The 16393-nt window shown below is 40.9% G+C and carries 18 protein-coding genes; 14 read left to right on the top strand and 4 right to left on the bottom strand.

What is annotated here, in order from left to right; all coding sequences use genetic code 11:
• Nucleotides 1-39 precede the first annotated feature (39 nt).
• Nucleotides 40-1020, top strand: coding sequence for an HNH endonuclease (locus RMY31_RS32325; protein WP_322662450.1), 981 nt, complete (start codon nt 40-42; stop codon nt 1018-1020).
• Here RMY31_RS32325 and RMY31_RS32330 read toward each other — a convergent pair whose 3' ends face one another.
• The gene (locus RMY31_RS32330; RefSeq protein ID WP_322662452.1) at nt 1021-2619 is read right to left on the bottom strand and encodes a DGQHR domain-containing protein; all 1599 of its coding nucleotides are present in this window, start codon (nt 2617-2619) and stop codon (nt 1021-1023) included. It lies immediately after the preceding gene.
• 186 nt (nt 2620-2805) lie between these two features.
• Here RMY31_RS32330 and dndC point away from each other — a divergent pair, with 186 nt between their 5' ends.
• Entirely contained in the window at nt 2806-4407 is a 1602-nt protein-coding gene (gene dndC, locus RMY31_RS32335) for a DNA phosphorothioation system sulfurtransferase DndC (protein ID WP_322662454.1), read from the top strand.
• A gap of 39 nt (nt 4408-4446) precedes the next feature.
• Here the strand turns inward: dndC and RMY31_RS32340 are convergent, their stop codons facing one another.
• Nucleotides 4447-4692 (bottom strand): helix-turn-helix transcriptional regulator, encoded by a 246-nt coding sequence (locus RMY31_RS32340; protein WP_322662457.1) that lies wholly within the window; start codon nt 4690-4692, stop codon nt 4447-4449.
• 120 nt (nt 4693-4812) lie between these two features.
• Between RMY31_RS32340 and RMY31_RS32345 the strand changes: the two genes are divergently transcribed.
• Nucleotides 4813-5067 (top strand): hypothetical protein, encoded by a 255-nt coding sequence (locus RMY31_RS32345; RefSeq protein ID WP_322662459.1) that lies wholly within the window; start codon nt 4813-4815, stop codon nt 5065-5067.
• 152 nt (nt 5068-5219) lie between these two features.
• On the top strand, nt 5220-7211 hold the full coding sequence (gene dndD / locus RMY31_RS32350; protein ID WP_322662461.1) for a DNA sulfur modification protein DndD: 1992 nt from the start codon (nt 5220-5222) through the stop codon (nt 7209-7211).
• Nucleotides 7212-7288: 77 nt separating this feature from the next.
• On the opposite strand, the gene RMY31_RS32355 is transcribed toward dndD, so the two are convergent.
• On the bottom strand, nt 7289-7645 hold the full coding sequence (locus RMY31_RS32355; protein ID WP_322662751.1) for a four helix bundle protein: 357 nt from the start codon (nt 7643-7645) through the stop codon (nt 7289-7291).
• 100 nt (nt 7646-7745) lie between these two features.
• Between RMY31_RS32355 and dndE the strand changes: the two genes are divergently transcribed.
• From dndE to RMY31_RS32390, 7 genes are all read left to right on the top strand, one after another.
• On the top strand, nt 7746-8132 hold the full coding sequence (gene dndE / locus RMY31_RS32360; RefSeq protein WP_322662750.1) for a DNA sulfur modification protein DndE: 387 nt from the start codon (nt 7746-7748) through the stop codon (nt 8130-8132).
• Nucleotides 8133-8177: 45 nt separating this feature from the next.
• Nucleotides 8178-9626 (top strand): DNA phosphorothioation-associated putative methyltransferase, encoded by a 1449-nt coding sequence (locus RMY31_RS32365; RefSeq protein ID WP_322662748.1) that lies wholly within the window; start codon nt 8178-8180, stop codon nt 9624-9626.
• Between the two features lie 257 nt (nt 9627-9883).
• A complete protein-coding gene (locus tag RMY31_RS32370; RefSeq protein ID WP_322662761.1) occupies nt 9884-11392 on the top strand; it encodes an AmpG family muropeptide MFS transporter in 1509 nt (502 codons plus the stop codon).
• Nucleotides 11377-11790 carry an ABC transporter permease gene (locus RMY31_RS32375; RefSeq protein ID WP_322662746.1) on the top strand — a complete coding sequence of 138 codons (414 nt, stop codon included), beginning with the start codon at nt 11377-11379 and terminating at the stop codon, nt 11788-11790. The genes RMY31_RS32370 and RMY31_RS32375 overlap by 16 nt, the downstream gene beginning before the upstream one ends.
• Before the next feature lie 243 nt (nt 11791-12033).
• Nucleotides 12034-12225 carry a hypothetical protein gene (locus RMY31_RS32380; protein WP_322662744.1) on the top strand — a complete coding sequence of 64 codons (192 nt, stop codon included), beginning with the start codon at nt 12034-12036 and terminating at the stop codon, nt 12223-12225.
• Between the two features lie 17 nt (nt 12226-12242).
• Nucleotides 12243-12785 carry a GNAT family N-acetyltransferase gene (locus RMY31_RS32385; RefSeq protein ID WP_322662742.1) on the top strand — a complete coding sequence of 181 codons (543 nt, stop codon included), beginning with the start codon at nt 12243-12245 and terminating at the stop codon, nt 12783-12785.
• A 161-nt stretch (nt 12786-12946) separates the two neighbouring features.
• Nucleotides 12947-13705 carry a HEAT repeat domain-containing protein gene (locus RMY31_RS32390; protein ID WP_322662740.1) on the top strand — a complete coding sequence of 253 codons (759 nt, stop codon included), beginning with the start codon at nt 12947-12949 and terminating at the stop codon, nt 13703-13705.
• A 191-nt stretch (nt 13706-13896) separates the two neighbouring features.
• Here the strand turns inward: RMY31_RS32390 and RMY31_RS32395 are convergent, their stop codons facing one another.
• Nucleotides 13897-14052, bottom strand: a complete 156-nt coding sequence (locus RMY31_RS32395) for a hypothetical protein (RefSeq protein WP_322662738.1) — start codon at nt 14050-14052, stop codon at nt 13897-13899.
• A 112-nt stretch (nt 14053-14164) separates the two neighbouring features.
• On the opposite strand from RMY31_RS32395, the gene RMY31_RS32400 reads away from it, so the two are divergent.
• The 3 genes from RMY31_RS32400 to RMY31_RS32410 are packed head-to-tail and all read left to right on the top strand — an operon-like array spanning nt 14165 to nt 16361.
• Nucleotides 14165-14977 (top strand): S-adenosyl-l-methionine hydroxide adenosyltransferase family protein, encoded by an 813-nt coding sequence (locus RMY31_RS32400; protein WP_322662736.1) that lies wholly within the window; start codon nt 14165-14167, stop codon nt 14975-14977.
• A gap of 53 nt (nt 14978-15030) precedes the next feature.
• Nucleotides 15031-15684 (top strand): DUF2301 domain-containing membrane protein, encoded by a 654-nt coding sequence (locus RMY31_RS32405; RefSeq protein WP_322662734.1) that lies wholly within the window; start codon nt 15031-15033, stop codon nt 15682-15684.
• A complete protein-coding gene (locus RMY31_RS32410; protein WP_322662732.1) occupies nt 15684-16361 on the top strand; it encodes an ElyC/SanA/YdcF family protein in 678 nt (225 codons plus the stop codon). Before RMY31_RS32405 ends, RMY31_RS32410 begins: the two co-directional genes overlap by 1 nt.
• Nucleotides 16362-16393 lie beyond the last annotated feature (32 nt).

The following is a 16393-nucleotide window of genomic DNA, read 5'->3' on the forward strand; positions in this document are numbered from 1 at the left end:
AATCAATAATTTTTTATAAGTTAAATTTAAATTCAAAATATGAGTAAAGCACAACCAGCAGACCATCAGCGAAATTTAGCTTATTATCGTGAGTGTTTTTCTAATCTTAAGGTATATAAAAGTCAGAAAAAGGGTGATGCCCTAAATAAGCCAATACTGCTTTTATCTATAATTGACTTGATTACAGAAAATATAATCAAAGATAAGCAGATTCCCATTTCTAATGAGTTAATTGAAACATTTAAAAAGTATTGGAAGCTAACTACTTGTAGCTCTTTTAAAGGTAGTGATTTTGCACTTCCTTTTTTTCATTTAAAAAATGATAAATGTAAATTTTGGCATCTCAAGTATAGTTCTGAATATGATGGTGGTCGTCCTCAAACAATTCCTAAACTCAGGGATGATGTTGACTATGCTTATTTAGACGAAGAACTACTTCGTTTAATGCAAGATGAAGTTACTAGGAAAGAACTAATTGATGCACTTGTTTCAACTTGGCTTTCTTCTGACAAGAATTTAATAGAAGAAATTTTAAAAATCAATCAAAATTTTGAAGAAGTTAAATTAGAGACAGAAATATTTAATGAAAATTCAAAAAATTTTGAGGATAATCCAAGAAGTAGTTTGAGAAGCACTGTTATTAGAAATGCTTTTTTTAGAAAAGCAATTGTTCAGGTTTACGATTGTAAATGTGCTTTTTGTGGTTTAAAAGTAACTAAAAATAGCAATCAAAATATTGTAGATGGCGCTCACATCAAACCATTTTCACAATTTTATGATAGTAGAATTCATAATGGTATAGCTCTTTGTAAAAATCATCATTGGGCATTTGATTGTGGCTGGTTTGCTGTAGATGAGCAATACAAAATCATAGTTAGCAATGATTTAAAAGAAGTATCTCCTCACGCCAAATCCATGCAAGATTTTCATGGTGAAAAGCTACTGCTACCAAATAAAGAGCAATACTTTCCAGAATTGGAAGCACTTCAATGGCATCGCCAAAATGTATTTCAAGCATAATTACAAGACTAGTGGAAGTCCAACTTGCTTGGGTTCAACAAACTTACCATCAAAACCAATTGTTTTATTTTCTATAGTTCTACTATTAGCTAAAGCTTTGCGAAGTTCAGCACGTTCCATCTGATCTTGAATTCCACCCAGGACATAAATCAGTAGCTTTGCAGCTAAATCTCGTCCTACAACCTGCACCCGTTTTTTATTTGGATCATACAAAATTCCATACCACAGAGATTGAGGATATTCCATCCCACTAAAACCGCCTTGCTGGTCAAACTTCCGCAACTTCTTAAAGATATCTGCTAGGGAAAAACCTTTTTTAAAAACCAAAATTCCGATAGCTTGAGAGAGTGCTACTTGACCAACAGGACGGAAAAGCATATTTCCTTCACCACCTTCCTTTTCAAAGCTGAAGCGTCGCAAAGCAGGTGTATCCTCATCTTCAAGCAGTTTATAGCTAGGAAGACTCGCCAAATAATCAAATAGCTGTTTAAATTCCCTAATTCCCTGCTCAAGTTCTTCATCTTCTGGTCGCATGGGAATTAAGCCTTTATCAGAAGGTTTCCAGTGAGGAAACTTTTGCCCCAAGTATCGTTCTGACATATCTTGCAAAGCTTGCAGCGTTGTCAAAACTGTAGAATTAGTCGCCACCGTCGCACTATTCCAATTAACACGAGGGTTGCGGTTCTGCTGTTGTTCTAAAAGTGGATGCGTAACCGCGATTTTTCTGGCAACAATTGAAAAACCATCATCTTCATTCAGCTGTGCTAACTGACCTTTAGTTAAGGGTGCAGCCATTAAATTGACATGAACAAAGATGGATCTTACTCGTCGCCTAGCCTCGGTACGAGTTTCTCCCGCGGCAACTGCACAAATAAACTCAATACCAATTCTTTCCTTGGGCAAGCTTTGCAAATCAGCAGGATCTAGTTGATATTGATTTTTTAATTCATTAATAGTAATGACAGAATCATCAGCAGTTTTATCTTTTTTGTAACGTTGGAGTTTACCAGTTTTAAGTAACTCTATTAATCCCTGTACCCCCATCAATCGATGTTGACCGTCCAGTGCATAAATAGTCACATATTCCTCAGAAACATTGAGCAAACCAACTTTACCGTCTTTATCTAGAGGGGTAAAATCAGTTGTGGATTTTAAAGCTATTCCTTCACCGTCCCACTCAGCAGCTTTGAGATTATCTACCCACGGTTGATTAATAACTACAAGAACAGGTGGGAACTTATGATTTTTTCTAGCAGCTAGATACTGTACCAAAGCAGCTTGACGCGACCAGTCAAGAGGACGCTGTTGAATTTCATCAATACTATCTGCGTCAATTTCGACATTATCAGTTTCTGGATTGTACTTTTTCTGAAGCAACGGTAAGCCAGAGGCAAAGTGAACACGGCCTGCAAACCATTCCAAGCTGACAGAACCAACATAAGCCTCAGTACCACCCATCTCTGTTTTTTGAACGAGAATCCGATCTTTCTTGCCTAGAAACTTCTCTAGCAGTAAAGCAAGTACCTGTTTATCCTTAGTTTCCCGTTCCAGATACTCCCTAGCAATGTCAGCCGTTGGGTCAGATGCACTCTCTTTCATGTTAATTTTTCAAAACTAGATGACGTGGAATAGATTAATTGTCTAAAAAGTTAGGTATTAATAGTAAAGTTTTTAAAAACTTTTTGTAAACCTGCGTAGGCGAGTTTTGCCTGTGTAGCAGCGAATTCTAGTGGCCAGAATATTAAAAGATGAGGTCACAACCATGTTTCTAGAGGTAGAGAGATAATGACTACAGCACAACAGCCAGAAAATAAAGAGCAGCAAACTCGTACTGTAGCAGAGTTAGTAGACTACATCCAAGCTCTCACCACTGAAATTCAGGAATTATACTGCTTAGATCAAATACCATGGGTTGTAGGCTACTCAGGTGGAAAAGACAGCACTGCGACGTTGCAGCTTGTTTGGAATGCGATCGCAGCACTACCAGAGGAAAAACGTACAAAGCCAGTCCATGTTATTACAACTGACACGCTAGTAGAAAATCCTGTAGTCTCTGTTTGGGTACGCAATTCTCTAGAACAGATGAAGGTGGCAGCTAAAGAACAAGAAATGCCAATTCAAGCTCATTTGCTTTATCCCGCAGTTAGAGATACTTTTTGGGTCAACTTAATCGGTAAAGGCTACCCAGCACCTCGAAATCGTATGCGCTGGTGTACTGAACGATTGAAAATTAAACCCACTGATAGTTTTATTCGTGAAGTAATTCAAGCCAATGGTGAAGTAATTCTCGTTTTGGGTACTCGCAAAACTGAAAGTGTCAAACGTGCTGTCACGATGGCTAAACACCGAGAATGGCGGGTACGCGATCGCATGAATGCTAATCCCAATCGACCTAACTCATTAATTTATCTTCCCATTGAAGACTGGCGTACTGATGAAGTGTGGATTTACTTGAATCAATGGCAAAACCCTTGGGGATATAGTAACAAAGACTTATTTAGTATGTACCGAGGTGCTACAGCAGATAACGAATGTCCCTTAGTTGTTGATACTTCTACTCCTAGTTGTGGTGATTCCCGATTTGGCTGCTGGGTTTGCACAATTGTTAATAAAGATAAATCGATGGAGGCCATGATCCAAAATGATGAAGAGAAAGAATGGATGCAACCTCTACTCGATATACGTAATGAATTAGATATTAGAGATGACCGTGACAAAAGAGACTTCCGACGAATTTGGGGCGAAGTTCAGCTTTTTGAGCGCAATGTAGAAGGTGAAATCTCAGTTGAACCAATTCATGGACCTTATACAAAATATTGGAGGGAGTATTGGCTAAGACTCGTCTTAGAAGCGCAAACAAAAATCCGTCGCACAGCACCAGAAAATATGCGCGACATCACCTTAATCACTCTGGAAGAAATGAGTGAAATTCGGCGTGTATGGCTTGAAAAAAAACATGAATTTGATGATAGTTTACCTCGCATATATAAAGAAGTGACAGGAGAAGAATTTCAAGACCCCCGTCCAGGTGCTGGTTATAGTCTACTCGGTAGCGATGAATGGGCTGTGCTGGAGGAAATTTGTGAAGGTGATGCCATGCACTTAGAACTCATGGCGAAGCTTTTAGACACAGAACACCAGTATCGCAAGAAGAGTCGTCGCGTTGGAATATACGAGACTCTGGAGAATTGTTTTAAAACGAGTTCGCGTTCTCAAGAAGAAGCGATTAAGAATGCTCACTTGAAAAGGGATTTGAAAACAGCAATTGATAAAGGCGATGTTGAAAAAGTCAAGCAGCTAACTTTGGGGGATGCTGTCGATGAAGGTGAAAATGAACTCGGTAAACAGTCATCTTGGGCAAGCATAAAATTCCAAAATAATTCGTAATTCGTAATTCGTAATTACCTTTTGTTACGCTGTGACGTACTAGAGTTGCTTATCATGCTCTATAGAGTCCTCCAAATACAGCCTGATAAACTCTTCCGCCGCTGCTGGATTAATTTTCTTCAGTGCATTACGAATTTCTAGAACCGCCTCAGCTACAGGGTCTGTCATCTCGTTAACCCAGCGGTGTACATTGGGACGACCAGTTCCCATTGTTACTGCTAACTTGTTTTGGCTAATGCCATAAGTTTCCAACACCTGTTTCAGCGCTTTTCCTGCTTTTCCCATGCCTTTGATTGTGTCAAAGGCTCATAACCGAGTAAATGTTCTATATATGTAACAAACAATGTAAGATAGTATTGTTACTTTTATGTAACGTAACTTTTATCAACAAACAGGTAAATCCTAATGACTACAAGCTTTTTGGCAGATACCTTTCAAATTCCCACACCGTCTGTTTCCTCCAGCACCTCTACCGAAATAACACCAAACAGAGAACCTGTGAAAGTGGTAATTTTTGGTTCTAAAACAGGTGTCAACAACACAATTCTCACCTTATACAAACTCGGTTTTGCTCAAGTTAATGAATGGAGTCCTTTATTACCTAGTTCCAATCTTGGCGAAGTGATGAGTATTTTAACGCGCTACATTCTAACCAACTGACCATAATTCAGCTAATAAAAAATGGTAGGGTGGGCAATGCACACCCTACAAAAAATACCCGGCAAATTCCATTCGCCAATTATTATAAAAATCTCTGTCTGTGATTTGCGAATTCCATTCGCCTGATATTATATAAGCCCAAAATAGAATAAATGATATTTCTGGAACTCGTACTACAAAACTTTGGCCCCTATAGTGGTCGTCAGATTATCAACCTCGATCCAAAAATTGATGAAGAAAATTCTTGCCCAATTATTCTATTGGGTGGCATGAATGGTGGCGGGAAAACAACCTTAATGGATGCCATTCGTCTTGCACTTTATGGACATCGCGCCCAATGTTCTACTCGTGGCAACTTAAGTTATACAGATTTTCTCAGTCAATGTGTTAACAGCCAAACTCCAGCATATGAAAAAACACAAATTGAATTGCTGTTTGAACACATCCAAGATAGCAAACCAGTAAAATATCGAATTATTCGCAGCTGGACAAAAAATCCAAAAGAAGGAAAAGATAACTTAGGTATATATGAGAAGGATGAAGATTGGCGTGATGATGCCTTAATTAATACCTGGGATGATTACATTGAAAATGTCTTACCTTTAGGAATATCTAATTTATTTCTTTTTGATGGCGAACAAGTTAAAGAATTAGCAGACCAAGATGAACCTCCAGCAATCGTAGTAGATGCTATTCGCGGACTTTTGGGTTTAGAATTAGCGGAACGTTTAGCAGTTGATATAGAAATTTTAGCCAACCGCAAACGCAAAGAGCTTGCTGATACTAAAGATTTAGCAGATTTAGAGGAAATTGAAGAGAAATTAAAACAGCAACAAAATGAATACGAAATCACCAATAAGCAGTTAGAAAAATTAAACAAAGATTTACAAAAAGCAGAAAAAGAGAAACAAGAAAAGTTTGATAAATTTGTTTCTGAAGGCGGTAAAATTGCGGCCGAACGGAATCAACTAGAATTACAGCAAAAACAAAAGACTGCTGAAGTAGAACAAGCACGTCAGGGGATGTGTGAATTAGCAGCGGATGTTTTACCCTTAGCTTTGATTGAAAATCTACTTACTCAAGCACAACGCCAAGGAGAAACAGAGTTTCGTATTCAACAGGCACAAGTAGCCAGCGATCTATTATTTGAGCGAGATAAACGTTTACTTAATTGGATTGGTCAGGTAGGCATTTCAGAAGAACAAATAGAAAAAATAAAACTATTTCTAGACCAAGATGAAGAGACGTTAAGAGCAAGTTTTATTCAAGCAGAAGAATCTTGGTTATTAGCTGACACTGAAACTTTGAGTCAATTAGGTAATGTTTTCTATTATTTGCAGAATTTCAAAAATATTGCCAAGCAACAACTAAATATTCTTAAAAATAAACAAGAAGAGATTCTCACATTAGAAAGACAAATCCAAACAGCGGCTGAACCAGAAGCTTATAAACAGCTAGTTGATGCACTAGAAGTAGCACAAGATAAAGTTGCTGAAATTAAAGCTACTAGCGAAGTTTCCAAACGCAGTTGTGATGAATTGGACGCTGAGATTAACAATATTAAGAATGACTTACAAGAATATACTAAAGAAAATCTTGACCGCAAAAATTACGAACATATTATTGCGGCCGCTGCTAAAGTTCAAGATACATTAAAAGTTTTCCGTGAAAAATTAACTTTGAGAAAACTCAATAAACTAGAAATCGAAGTTACCGAATGCTTCCGTTTCCTCTTGCACAAATCAGACTTAGTATATCGCGTCGCCATTGACACCAACACATTTAGCCTTTCCCTTTATGATTTAAACGGTCAACCCGTTCCCAAACATCGCCTCTCGGCTGGGGAAAAACAACTACTAGCGATCGCCTTCCTCTGGGGTTTAGCCAGAGTCTCCGGACACCGCCTTCCAGTCGCCATCGACACCCCCCTAGGCAGACTAGATTCCTCTCACCGCAGCAACTTAGTTGAACGTTACTTCCCATCTGCCAGCCATCAAGTCATCTTACTGTCCACCGATACCGAAATCGGCAAAAAAGAAGTAGAAACACTGCGAAAAAATGAAGCGATCGCCCGCGAATATCTCCTCAAATATGACTCCGCCACCCGCCAAACAACAGTGATAGAAAATAAATACTTTTGGTAATTCGTAATTCGTAATTCGTAATTCGTAATTCGTAATTCGTAATTCGTAATTCGTAATTCGTAATTCGTAATTCGTAATTATTTTCCTTTAAGTTTTTTAGTGGAGGCAACTAGAATCTTACCAATTTCATTTGCTTCTTGGAGAAGTAGTTGAAATCTTTGCTTATCAACTAGCTCAGATTCAATTAAGATTTCCAACCAGTATTGGGTTTCTCTCGCTTCTTTTAAAGCAATCTCCAATTTATTGATAAAATCTTTGTCAGATTGGGCAGACTGAGCTTCTCGACAATTCGCCCCTATCGAAGTACCGGAACGAAGTAGTTGTTTGGAGAGTGTTCGATAAATTCCAGGTTTTTCATCTAAAAAGCAACAAGCTTTAACAATTCTGATTGCAAAACTTTTTGTACGCTCAGTAATACTAATATTAGCTACCATATTTTTTACTGGAAATTAGAATTAAAATCTATCCCATTTCCAAACGAACAACCAGCTCTCAAGTTAATTACAAATTACGAATTACGAATTACGAATTATTATGGAATCCCCAATTGAAAGAATAAAACTTTCCCAAACAGCCAAAGACCAACTTCTCAAACTCAAACGCAACACCAAAATCGACCAATGGAATATCCTTTGCCGTTGGGCATTTTGTCGTTCCCTAGCAGAACCAACTCCACCCTCCCCCGTACCAATTCCCCAAGATAGCAACGTCGAACTGACTTGGCGTATCTTTGGCGGCGAAATGTCCGATCTTCTCCTCCTCGCCCTCAAGCAACGCTGTCATAACGATGGCTACCCCACCGACAAAGAAACTCTCGCCACCCAATTTCGCCTGCACTTGCATCGCGGTATCGGTTACTTAGCAGGCGATCCAAATATCAAGAAAATTGAAGATTTAATTGAACTAGCGATTAAAGATTGAAAGGATATTAGTTAACTGTTAACTGTTGACTGTTAACTGAATATTATGCCCGAAGCGCTAGAAATCGAGCGTCACAGAGCTGCGATCGCTCGCACTGACATCTCTCGCCCTGTACGATTGGCAATAGAATGGTCAATCCTGAATCAGGATACCTCATTTTTTGACTACGGCTGCGGATACGGTGGTGATGTAGAGCGAGTAGCAAACTTAGGCTACACCAGTGCAGGCTGGGATCCTTATTACTACCCCAATACACCAATCGCCGCCGCCGATATAGTTAACTTGGGTTACGTCCTCAACGTCATTGAAGACCAAGAAGAACGTCGCCAAAGCCTCATTCAAGCTTGGGAACTCACCCACAAAGTTTTAATTGTCGCGGCTCAAGTGCTAATTAACGCCCCCAGCAAAGCCCAGTTTGCCTACAGCGATGGCATCGTCACTTGCCGCAATACTTTTCAGAAATATTACGAGCAACAAGAACTTAAAACATACATTGATGAAGTCTTAAATGTAGATGCAGTGCCAGTGGCACTAGGAGTCTACTTTGTTTTTCGTGATGAAGCTGAAAAAGAAAACTACAAAGCTATCCGCTTCTTTTCTCGTACTTCCACGCCGCGAGTCCGCATCCCTACCAAGCGGTTTGAAGACTATCAAGAAAAACTCGAACCACTGATGGACTTTTTTACCAAACGTGGCAGACTACCTGTCAAAGGTGAATTAGCAAACGAACAAGAATTACTAACCGAATTTGGTAACTTCCGCCGTGCCTTTGCTATAGTTTTACAGGCCACTGATGAAGCAGAATGGGATGCGATCGCTTACCGTCGCTCGTTAGATATCCAAGTTTATCTTGCCCTTACCCACTTCGCTCAACGCCCAAAATTCCATCAACTAGCGCCAGAAATGCGTCATGATATCAAAGCCTTTTTTGGTAGCTATGAAGAAGCTTGCCAAGTAGCCGACCAAAAACTTTTTAGCTTAGGCAATTCCAGAATTGTGCAGACTGCTTGCGAAAAAAGTAAAATCGGCAAACACACACGCGGTGCCCTTTACGTTCATGTTTCTGCCTTAGCAGCACTCGATCCCTTATTGCGAATTTACGAAGGTTGTGCCAGCCGTACCATTGGGCGCGTAGACGGAGCGACATTAATCAAATACTACACAGACCAACCGCAAATATCCTATCTTTTTTATCCAGAATTCGATAACGACCCCCATCCAGCCTTAAAAGCAAGTATAACTATTGACTTAAAAACTCTATATATAACTCACAGAGACTATGAAAATAGAGCAAATCCGCCCATTCTGCACCGCAAAGAAAATTTTGTAACTAGCAATTACCCTCGCTATGAAGAATTTGCCAAACTCACCCAACAAGAACAGGAATTAGGACTCCTCAAGCTCAAAAGCGAAATTGGTACTCGCCAAGGTTGGGAGAAATGCCTCGCCGCACATGGAGTAGAAATTAGGGATCATCAAGTTTATAAGTGTTGAGTAGAGACGCGATTATACTCTTACGAGAAGCCGCTCTTACGAGCGTCTACGCGTCTGTACAAGAGTTAGGAGGCAATTATTCTCTACGTCCCCCCTGCTCCCTCTGCCCCTCCACCCCCTGTCCTCTTCAACACGGGGCATTCCTGATGTGTACGTCAGTTAAGGAAATATTGGTAAGTTGTTATGTTTGCAGGTAATTACAAAACGGTGTGGCAAGATAGCTGCAATTCACTCAGGTGAAAAGGAATGTTGAAACGATGAGAGAAGTTCAAGCACTACGGCAGGCAGTCCAAAGCCGGAAAATGGGTGCTTTGTTATTACTGGGTTTTGCCTCTGGTTTGCCTCTGTTCTTAACCAGTAGGACATTGCAGCTGTGGATGCAAGATGCCAACGTTGATATCGGGAAAATCACTTTATTTGGGTTGTTGGCGCTACCTTATTCCCTGAAATTCTTGTGGTCGCCATTGTTAGATAGATTTGTGCCGCCACTTTTGGGAGCAAGGCGGGGCTGGCTAATACTTACTCAAATTGGGTTAGTATTAGCGATCGCAACTCTAGCATTACAACAGCCTGCCCAAAGTAGCCAAGTACTGCAAATACTGGCCATCAACTGCCTAATTATTACTTTTTTGAGCGCTACCCAGGATATTGCAGGCGATGCCTATCGCACCGACATTTTAGAACCGATAGAATCTGAAACTGGGGCATCAGTCTGGGTGCTAGGTTATCGCGTAGCACTGTTTGTCACTAGTTCCTTAGCTTTGGTTTTAGCCGACCACATCCCTTGGAATGCTGTTTATCTCCTCATGGCAGTTTTAATGGCAGGGGGAATACTTACAACCTTGTCAGCACCAGCGGAACCAAAGGTGCGCGATGACACAGAAAAAGCACCTCTATCTTTTAAAGATGTAATTTTTCTGTTATTCATTACTGCCTTAGTAGCTGGGTTACTGGGAGGCGTTTTCGTTGGCTTTATCGCTCTACCCGTGTTTTATTGGCTATTGGCAGGTTTGATAATAGCCTGGATAGTCTCATCTTTGTTGTTACCCACTGAGTTACTCAGTGAAAACAGAGAAAATCGTGCCCCCCAAAATTTACAAGAAGCAATTTTTCTGCCGTTCAAAGAATTTTTTCACCGTTTTGGAATAGCTCAAGCTGGTGTAATTCTGATTTTCATCATCCTCTATAAATTGGGTGATTCCTTGGTAGGTATCACGGCAAATTTGTTTCTGCGAGAAATTAACTTTACCAAAACTGAAATTGGTGCAATTCAAGCGGGGATGGGCTTTCTAGCAACGACAGTTGGCGTGTTAGCTGCTGGCGTTATCATGCCTAAAATTAGCTTAAATCGCAGTTTATGGATATTTGGAGGGCTGCAATTACTCAGTAACTTGGGTTACTATGCCTTAGCGGTGACAGGCAAAGATTATTCGCTTTTAGTGCTGGCAGTGAATATCGAAAACTTCAGTGCTGGACTGGTGACAGTGGCAACAGTAGCCTTTTTAATGAATCTTTGTAACCACCGCTTTACAACTACTCAGTTCGCTTTATTCTCTAGCTTAATGGCTATTAGTAGAGATGTTCTCTCTGCTCCCGCAGGAAATTGGGCAAAGGCTACAGGCTGGCCCTCATTTTTCTTGCTGACCATAGTAGCAGCCTTACCTGGATTGCTACTTTTACCTTTTGTTGCCCCTTGGAATCAAAAGCCAGTGGCAATATCCAGACCAGGACTTGAGGAAGAAGAGGATTTATGGGGAACCAAGTAGTTATTATTGTCGGCACATTTATTCTCTTACTTACTGGTTTATTACTTGGCTACGTTCTTTCACAGTTAGTTTTAGGATTTCTGACATTTAATCTTTTAACTCTTTTCGGAACACTCAGTCTGATTTTAATTTTTGGTACACTCTATTACGTTTTATTTTGGCAATTAAAGAGAGAACAATCGCAAGTATCGCCAGTACAAAGACCTACTCAGGTAAACGAGAGCGTTAGCGAGAGCATATCTGAGAATAATCTCAAAAATAAGCTAATCGCTAAGTTAGGCGGTGATGTGGCGGCAGCCGAACGGTTAATTGAGCAGGCAAAACAGAATTATCCAGATATGCCAGATAGCTGGTATTGCGAAAGAGTACTCGATGATTTGGAACGCGATCGGCGGTAATTCGTAATTCGTAATTCGTAATTCGTAATTCGTAATTCAGTTGTAGCGTGTATTATCGCCCTTGAGTACGGCATCTTTTATCTGTTAGACGGTGCGTTACGGCGTTCAGCCTAACGCACCCACTGCTCAATCTTGGTGTAGCATGATGTTTGTAGGTTTAAAAAGTCGCTAAAATTATTTCAGAAAAATTTATAAATGTTCAGCTAGGTTCTCAAACAAAACCTAGGCAGTTGTAATCAAAACATGGCTATTTTTCGTCAATACATTGCCCCATTGCTCGTAGTGTTGGTATTTTTATTTGCTCTAGTAGCAGTTAGCGCTCGCATATTTTTACCCTCTGACATGGCAGCCCCCGCACCTATTGAAGAGGTAGGAGGGAATTTTTCACCCACTCATGCTCATTTGCCACCAGTAGCAAACAACTCAGCTAGTTAACTCAATAAGCAACTAAAGTGTCTGAGCAACTGCTACCGGGGTACTATATTCGTCGTGGTTCAACATTAGAGCGATCGCTGCTAGTAAAATTCATGCAGCGGACTTACCAGTATCTATTTCCAGACCAAGATTTTGCCCACCTCGCACGCACAGTCGAGCAATACCTGTCTAATGACACGCCTTTGTGGTGGGTGGATTTTGAGGGAGCAGGGGAGCATAAGAATCCAAATTTCTCCTCTGCCCCTCCGCCCCTCTGCCCCTCCGCCCCTCTGCCAGTCGCCTGCCTCTGGGTGGGCAATGCAATAGATCAAGTCCAAGGCGATCGCCATGCTCACATTTTTCTGCTCTTCGTCGAGCCAGAACATCGGCGGCGGGGTATTGGTACGGCTTTGTTGCGATATTTAGAAAATTGGGCGACTCAAAGAGGCGATCGCCAAATCGGATTGCAAGTGTTTCAATCCAACCAAGCCGCCTTAAATCTTTACAATCAACTGGGTTATCAAACCCAATCTCTGTGGATGGTAAAATCACTCCATATCAATAAAGAAACTGGTGCATAGAGTTAGCATCCTATAGCGCATTAGTTATAGCAATTCTCCTGCGGCTAACAGTCAACTAGATGGCTGAGAAAGTGTACAATAATTCAGTTAAAACCTATCAGGCTTTGACTTGTTGACGTAGGGGGTTACATATAAATCCCAATTGGGTATGTAAGTGAAATATGTATGACGAATACGATTTAAGCCTACTCGATGTCGAGGAAGAGCTAGAAAGCCCCCTAGATAAAATGGAGCCGCTAACTGCTGAGTCAGAAGTGGCAAAGCCCAATCCAGAAATGATGCTAGCTCTTCTGGAAAATCCCCAACCGCAACAAAGAATGCTAGCAGCTCGTGCTTTCTGTGACATTGAAGATGCACGAGCTATTCCCCATCTAATTCGCTTGTTAACTGATACCTGTCCTTTGGTGCGAGTCAGTGCTGCCTATGGTATCGGACGTAATCCCAGTCCCGATGCAGTGGAACCGTTAATTGCCCAACTCAACCGAGATTGGAATGGCTATGTACGTAAAGGTGTTGTTTGGGCTTTAGGAAACTGCCGCGATCGCCGTTCTTTAGCACCCCTAGCAGATGCCCTCAGAACTGATATTTCCGCAGTCCGTTTGTGGTCTGCTAGTGCCTTGGCGCAGATGGCAGACGTAGGTTATGAAGCTGTTGTCGGGGCAATCCCACCATTAATTGAAGCTTTAGTCCAAGACCCAGTAGCAGCGGTGCGGAGTAATTGCGCCTGGACAATTGGACAATTGTGTCGAGAACTACCTTCCAACATAGTATATGCTACAGCCATCGATGCACTGATTCAAGCCTTCGCCGAAGACCAAGATTTAGGAGTGCGCGAAGATGCTAAAGCCTCACTCTTGGGCGTAGGCGATCCCCGTGGCTTGCAGTTGATTGAAACTTTAGAACAAGAAGGTTGGTTCTAAACAGAGCAGGGGAGCAAGGGGAGAAATAACTCCTAACTCTTGTACAGACGCGTAGACGCTCGTAAGAGCGGCTTCTCGTAAGAGTATAATCGCGTCTCTACTCCTATGTCTCTTGCCATAATTTGGTACAAAATATAAAACCCGCCGAAGCGGGTTAAACACAACATAACTATGAACAACAAACTCTTGATTTAGCCGAAATACTTAATTTCAGCTTCCAATTGACGAACTAGCCTTTCGTCACCTTTTGCTTTGGCTACTTCCAAGCGATGCTCTATGTTTCTTTGAATATTCTGTCTATGGGTTTCTTTTGATTTGCTGACAGCTTGCAATCTATTTTGGCTCATAGTGATTACCCACTGTAATTGTTCTGTTTATGTCTTATTTTCCTAACATAACACATATTTTGTAGCTGTTGCTACAGAAAAATATGAATTAATATAATTTAACTGTCGAATCATGTCCAACAACCAGAACCTAGTGGCTCCACAAGCAAGAGTCCTTACACTGTTGAGCGATTTTGGCGATCGCGATGTGTATGTAGGCGTGATGAAAGGAGTTGTAGCCCAAATCAACCCCAAGCTGACAATAGTAGACTTAACGCATCAGATTCCGCCACAAAATATTGCCGCAGCTCGGTTTTGCCTGATGAATACTTACCCCTATTTCCCGGTGGGGACTGTACATGTAGCGGTAGTAGATCCGGGTGTGGGAAGTAGGCGAAGGGCGATCGCAGTAGAATTTGCTCAAGGGTTTCTAGTAGGCCCAGATAATGGCATATTCAGTGGAGTATTAAGCCAAAGTCCAGCGATCGCAGCAGTGGAACTCACAAATCTTAACTATTGGCGAACCCAAGAACCTAGTAAAACTTTTCACGGTAGAGATATCTTTGCACCAGTAGCGGCGCATCTTGCTAATGGCGTTCCTCTGGAACAGCTAGGACAAGAAATCGATCCAGCGACTTTGGTACAACTGGACATAGGTAACTGCAAAGAGACAGCAACTGGTGTCATGGGTTGCATTCAATATATTGATCGCTTTGGCAACTTAGTGAGCAATATTCCAGGGAGTTACGTGCAAGGTAAAACTTGGTGTGTGCAAGCTGTTGGGTTGACGATACCAGGGGGTGAAACTTACGGTGATGTCGAGACTGGCGAGGCGCTCGCTTTAGTAGGTAGTCACGGCTGGGTAGAAATTGCCATAAATAGCGGTAATGCACACTTACAATTACAAATCAAGTTGCAAGAGGCTCTATCAGTCATTAGTCATTAATTATTAGACTAGGTACTAGGGAATATTTCCAATTCTGTTATCACTGTTTTCTTATGACTACGCAAATAACTGCACCAGAAGTTTATCAGGGTCAATTTGGGGAATTTACAATTACTCAAAGCGATCGCACTGGCGTAATTATCTACCGCGCTGGGTTAATGGTAGCTGCACTTAGCTTTGCCATAGGCAGTGCTTTGGTGTTATTCAACAATAATCCGTCGGTTTTCACTGTGCTAACACCTCTGTATGCTTGTTTTAGTCTTGCTCTTGGTGTAAGTTTATTGACCATTCACATCTATATGGCATCACTGCACCGAGTGTTGCAAGCTTTTTGGGCGATCGGTACTATTGCATCAGTAGTACTGGCACTGTCTAGCAGTGAACCTTTAGCTGTTACCGTTTACAACCAACCCATTACCTTATTTGGATTAGGTTTTATCTTTGTTGCTTTGACGGGTATTTACTTCAAAGAAGCTTTTTGCTTCAATCGTTTGGAAACAAAAGTCTTAACCGTTATAGTTCCGCTACTATTGTTAGGACATTTAGTAGGAATTTTACCAACTCAGCCGGAACAAATTTTATTAGGAACTTGGGCAATTCTATTCTTGGTATTTGCTCTGCGTAAAACAGTGCAAGCAATTCCTCTAGATATCGGAGATAAATCTGTATTTGCTTATTTGAAAGAACAGCATTCAACTAAGATTTAATGCAGAAAAATCCTCAAGATAAAAAACTTCCAGAAATCCGGCTAATCAAACGCCAAGAACTATGGACACTTACGGCTCAGGGATGGGTGTTATTTCTTTCAACTTTTACAGCTTCAATGTTTTTTGTAATCGCTCACTTATACCCATTTCTCGCCGTAACCTCCCCGATTAAAGCAGCAGATATATTAGTTGTTGATGGCTGGATATCAGACTATGCACTAGAACAAGCAGCAGATGAATTTAAACGTGGTTCCTATCGCCAATTAATTACCTTAGGAGTTACCGTAGATAACGGTTATTATCTAGCTGAATACAAAAATTTTGCAGAAATTGGCGCAGCCACTCTCAAGAAACTGGGTGTAGCAAAAGAAAAGATAATAGCTATTCCTACTCCTAATGTAGTTAAGAATCGTACTAATGCATCTGTTGTTGCATTACTTCAGTGGATAACAGAGTCAAATTCAACCATAGATTCAATAAATCTGTTTACGACTGATGCCCATGCTCGCAGAAGCTGGCTGATATATCAAAAAATACTTTCTCCCAAAATTAAAGTGGGTGTAATTTCGGCTGAACCACCATATTATGACCCAAAGAAATGGTGGAATTCTAGCGAAGGTGTGCGGATAATTATCTCTGAAACCATAGCTTATATTTATGCCCTATTTGTTAATTAGAAAGCTTAAAGATCGAGAGTTAATAGTCAAGG

This window comes from Dendronalium sp. ChiSLP03b, from assembly GCF_034531165.2.
Taxonomy (GTDB): Bacteria; Cyanobacteriota; Cyanobacteriia; order Cyanobacteriales; family Nostocaceae; genus Dendronalium; species Dendronalium minutum.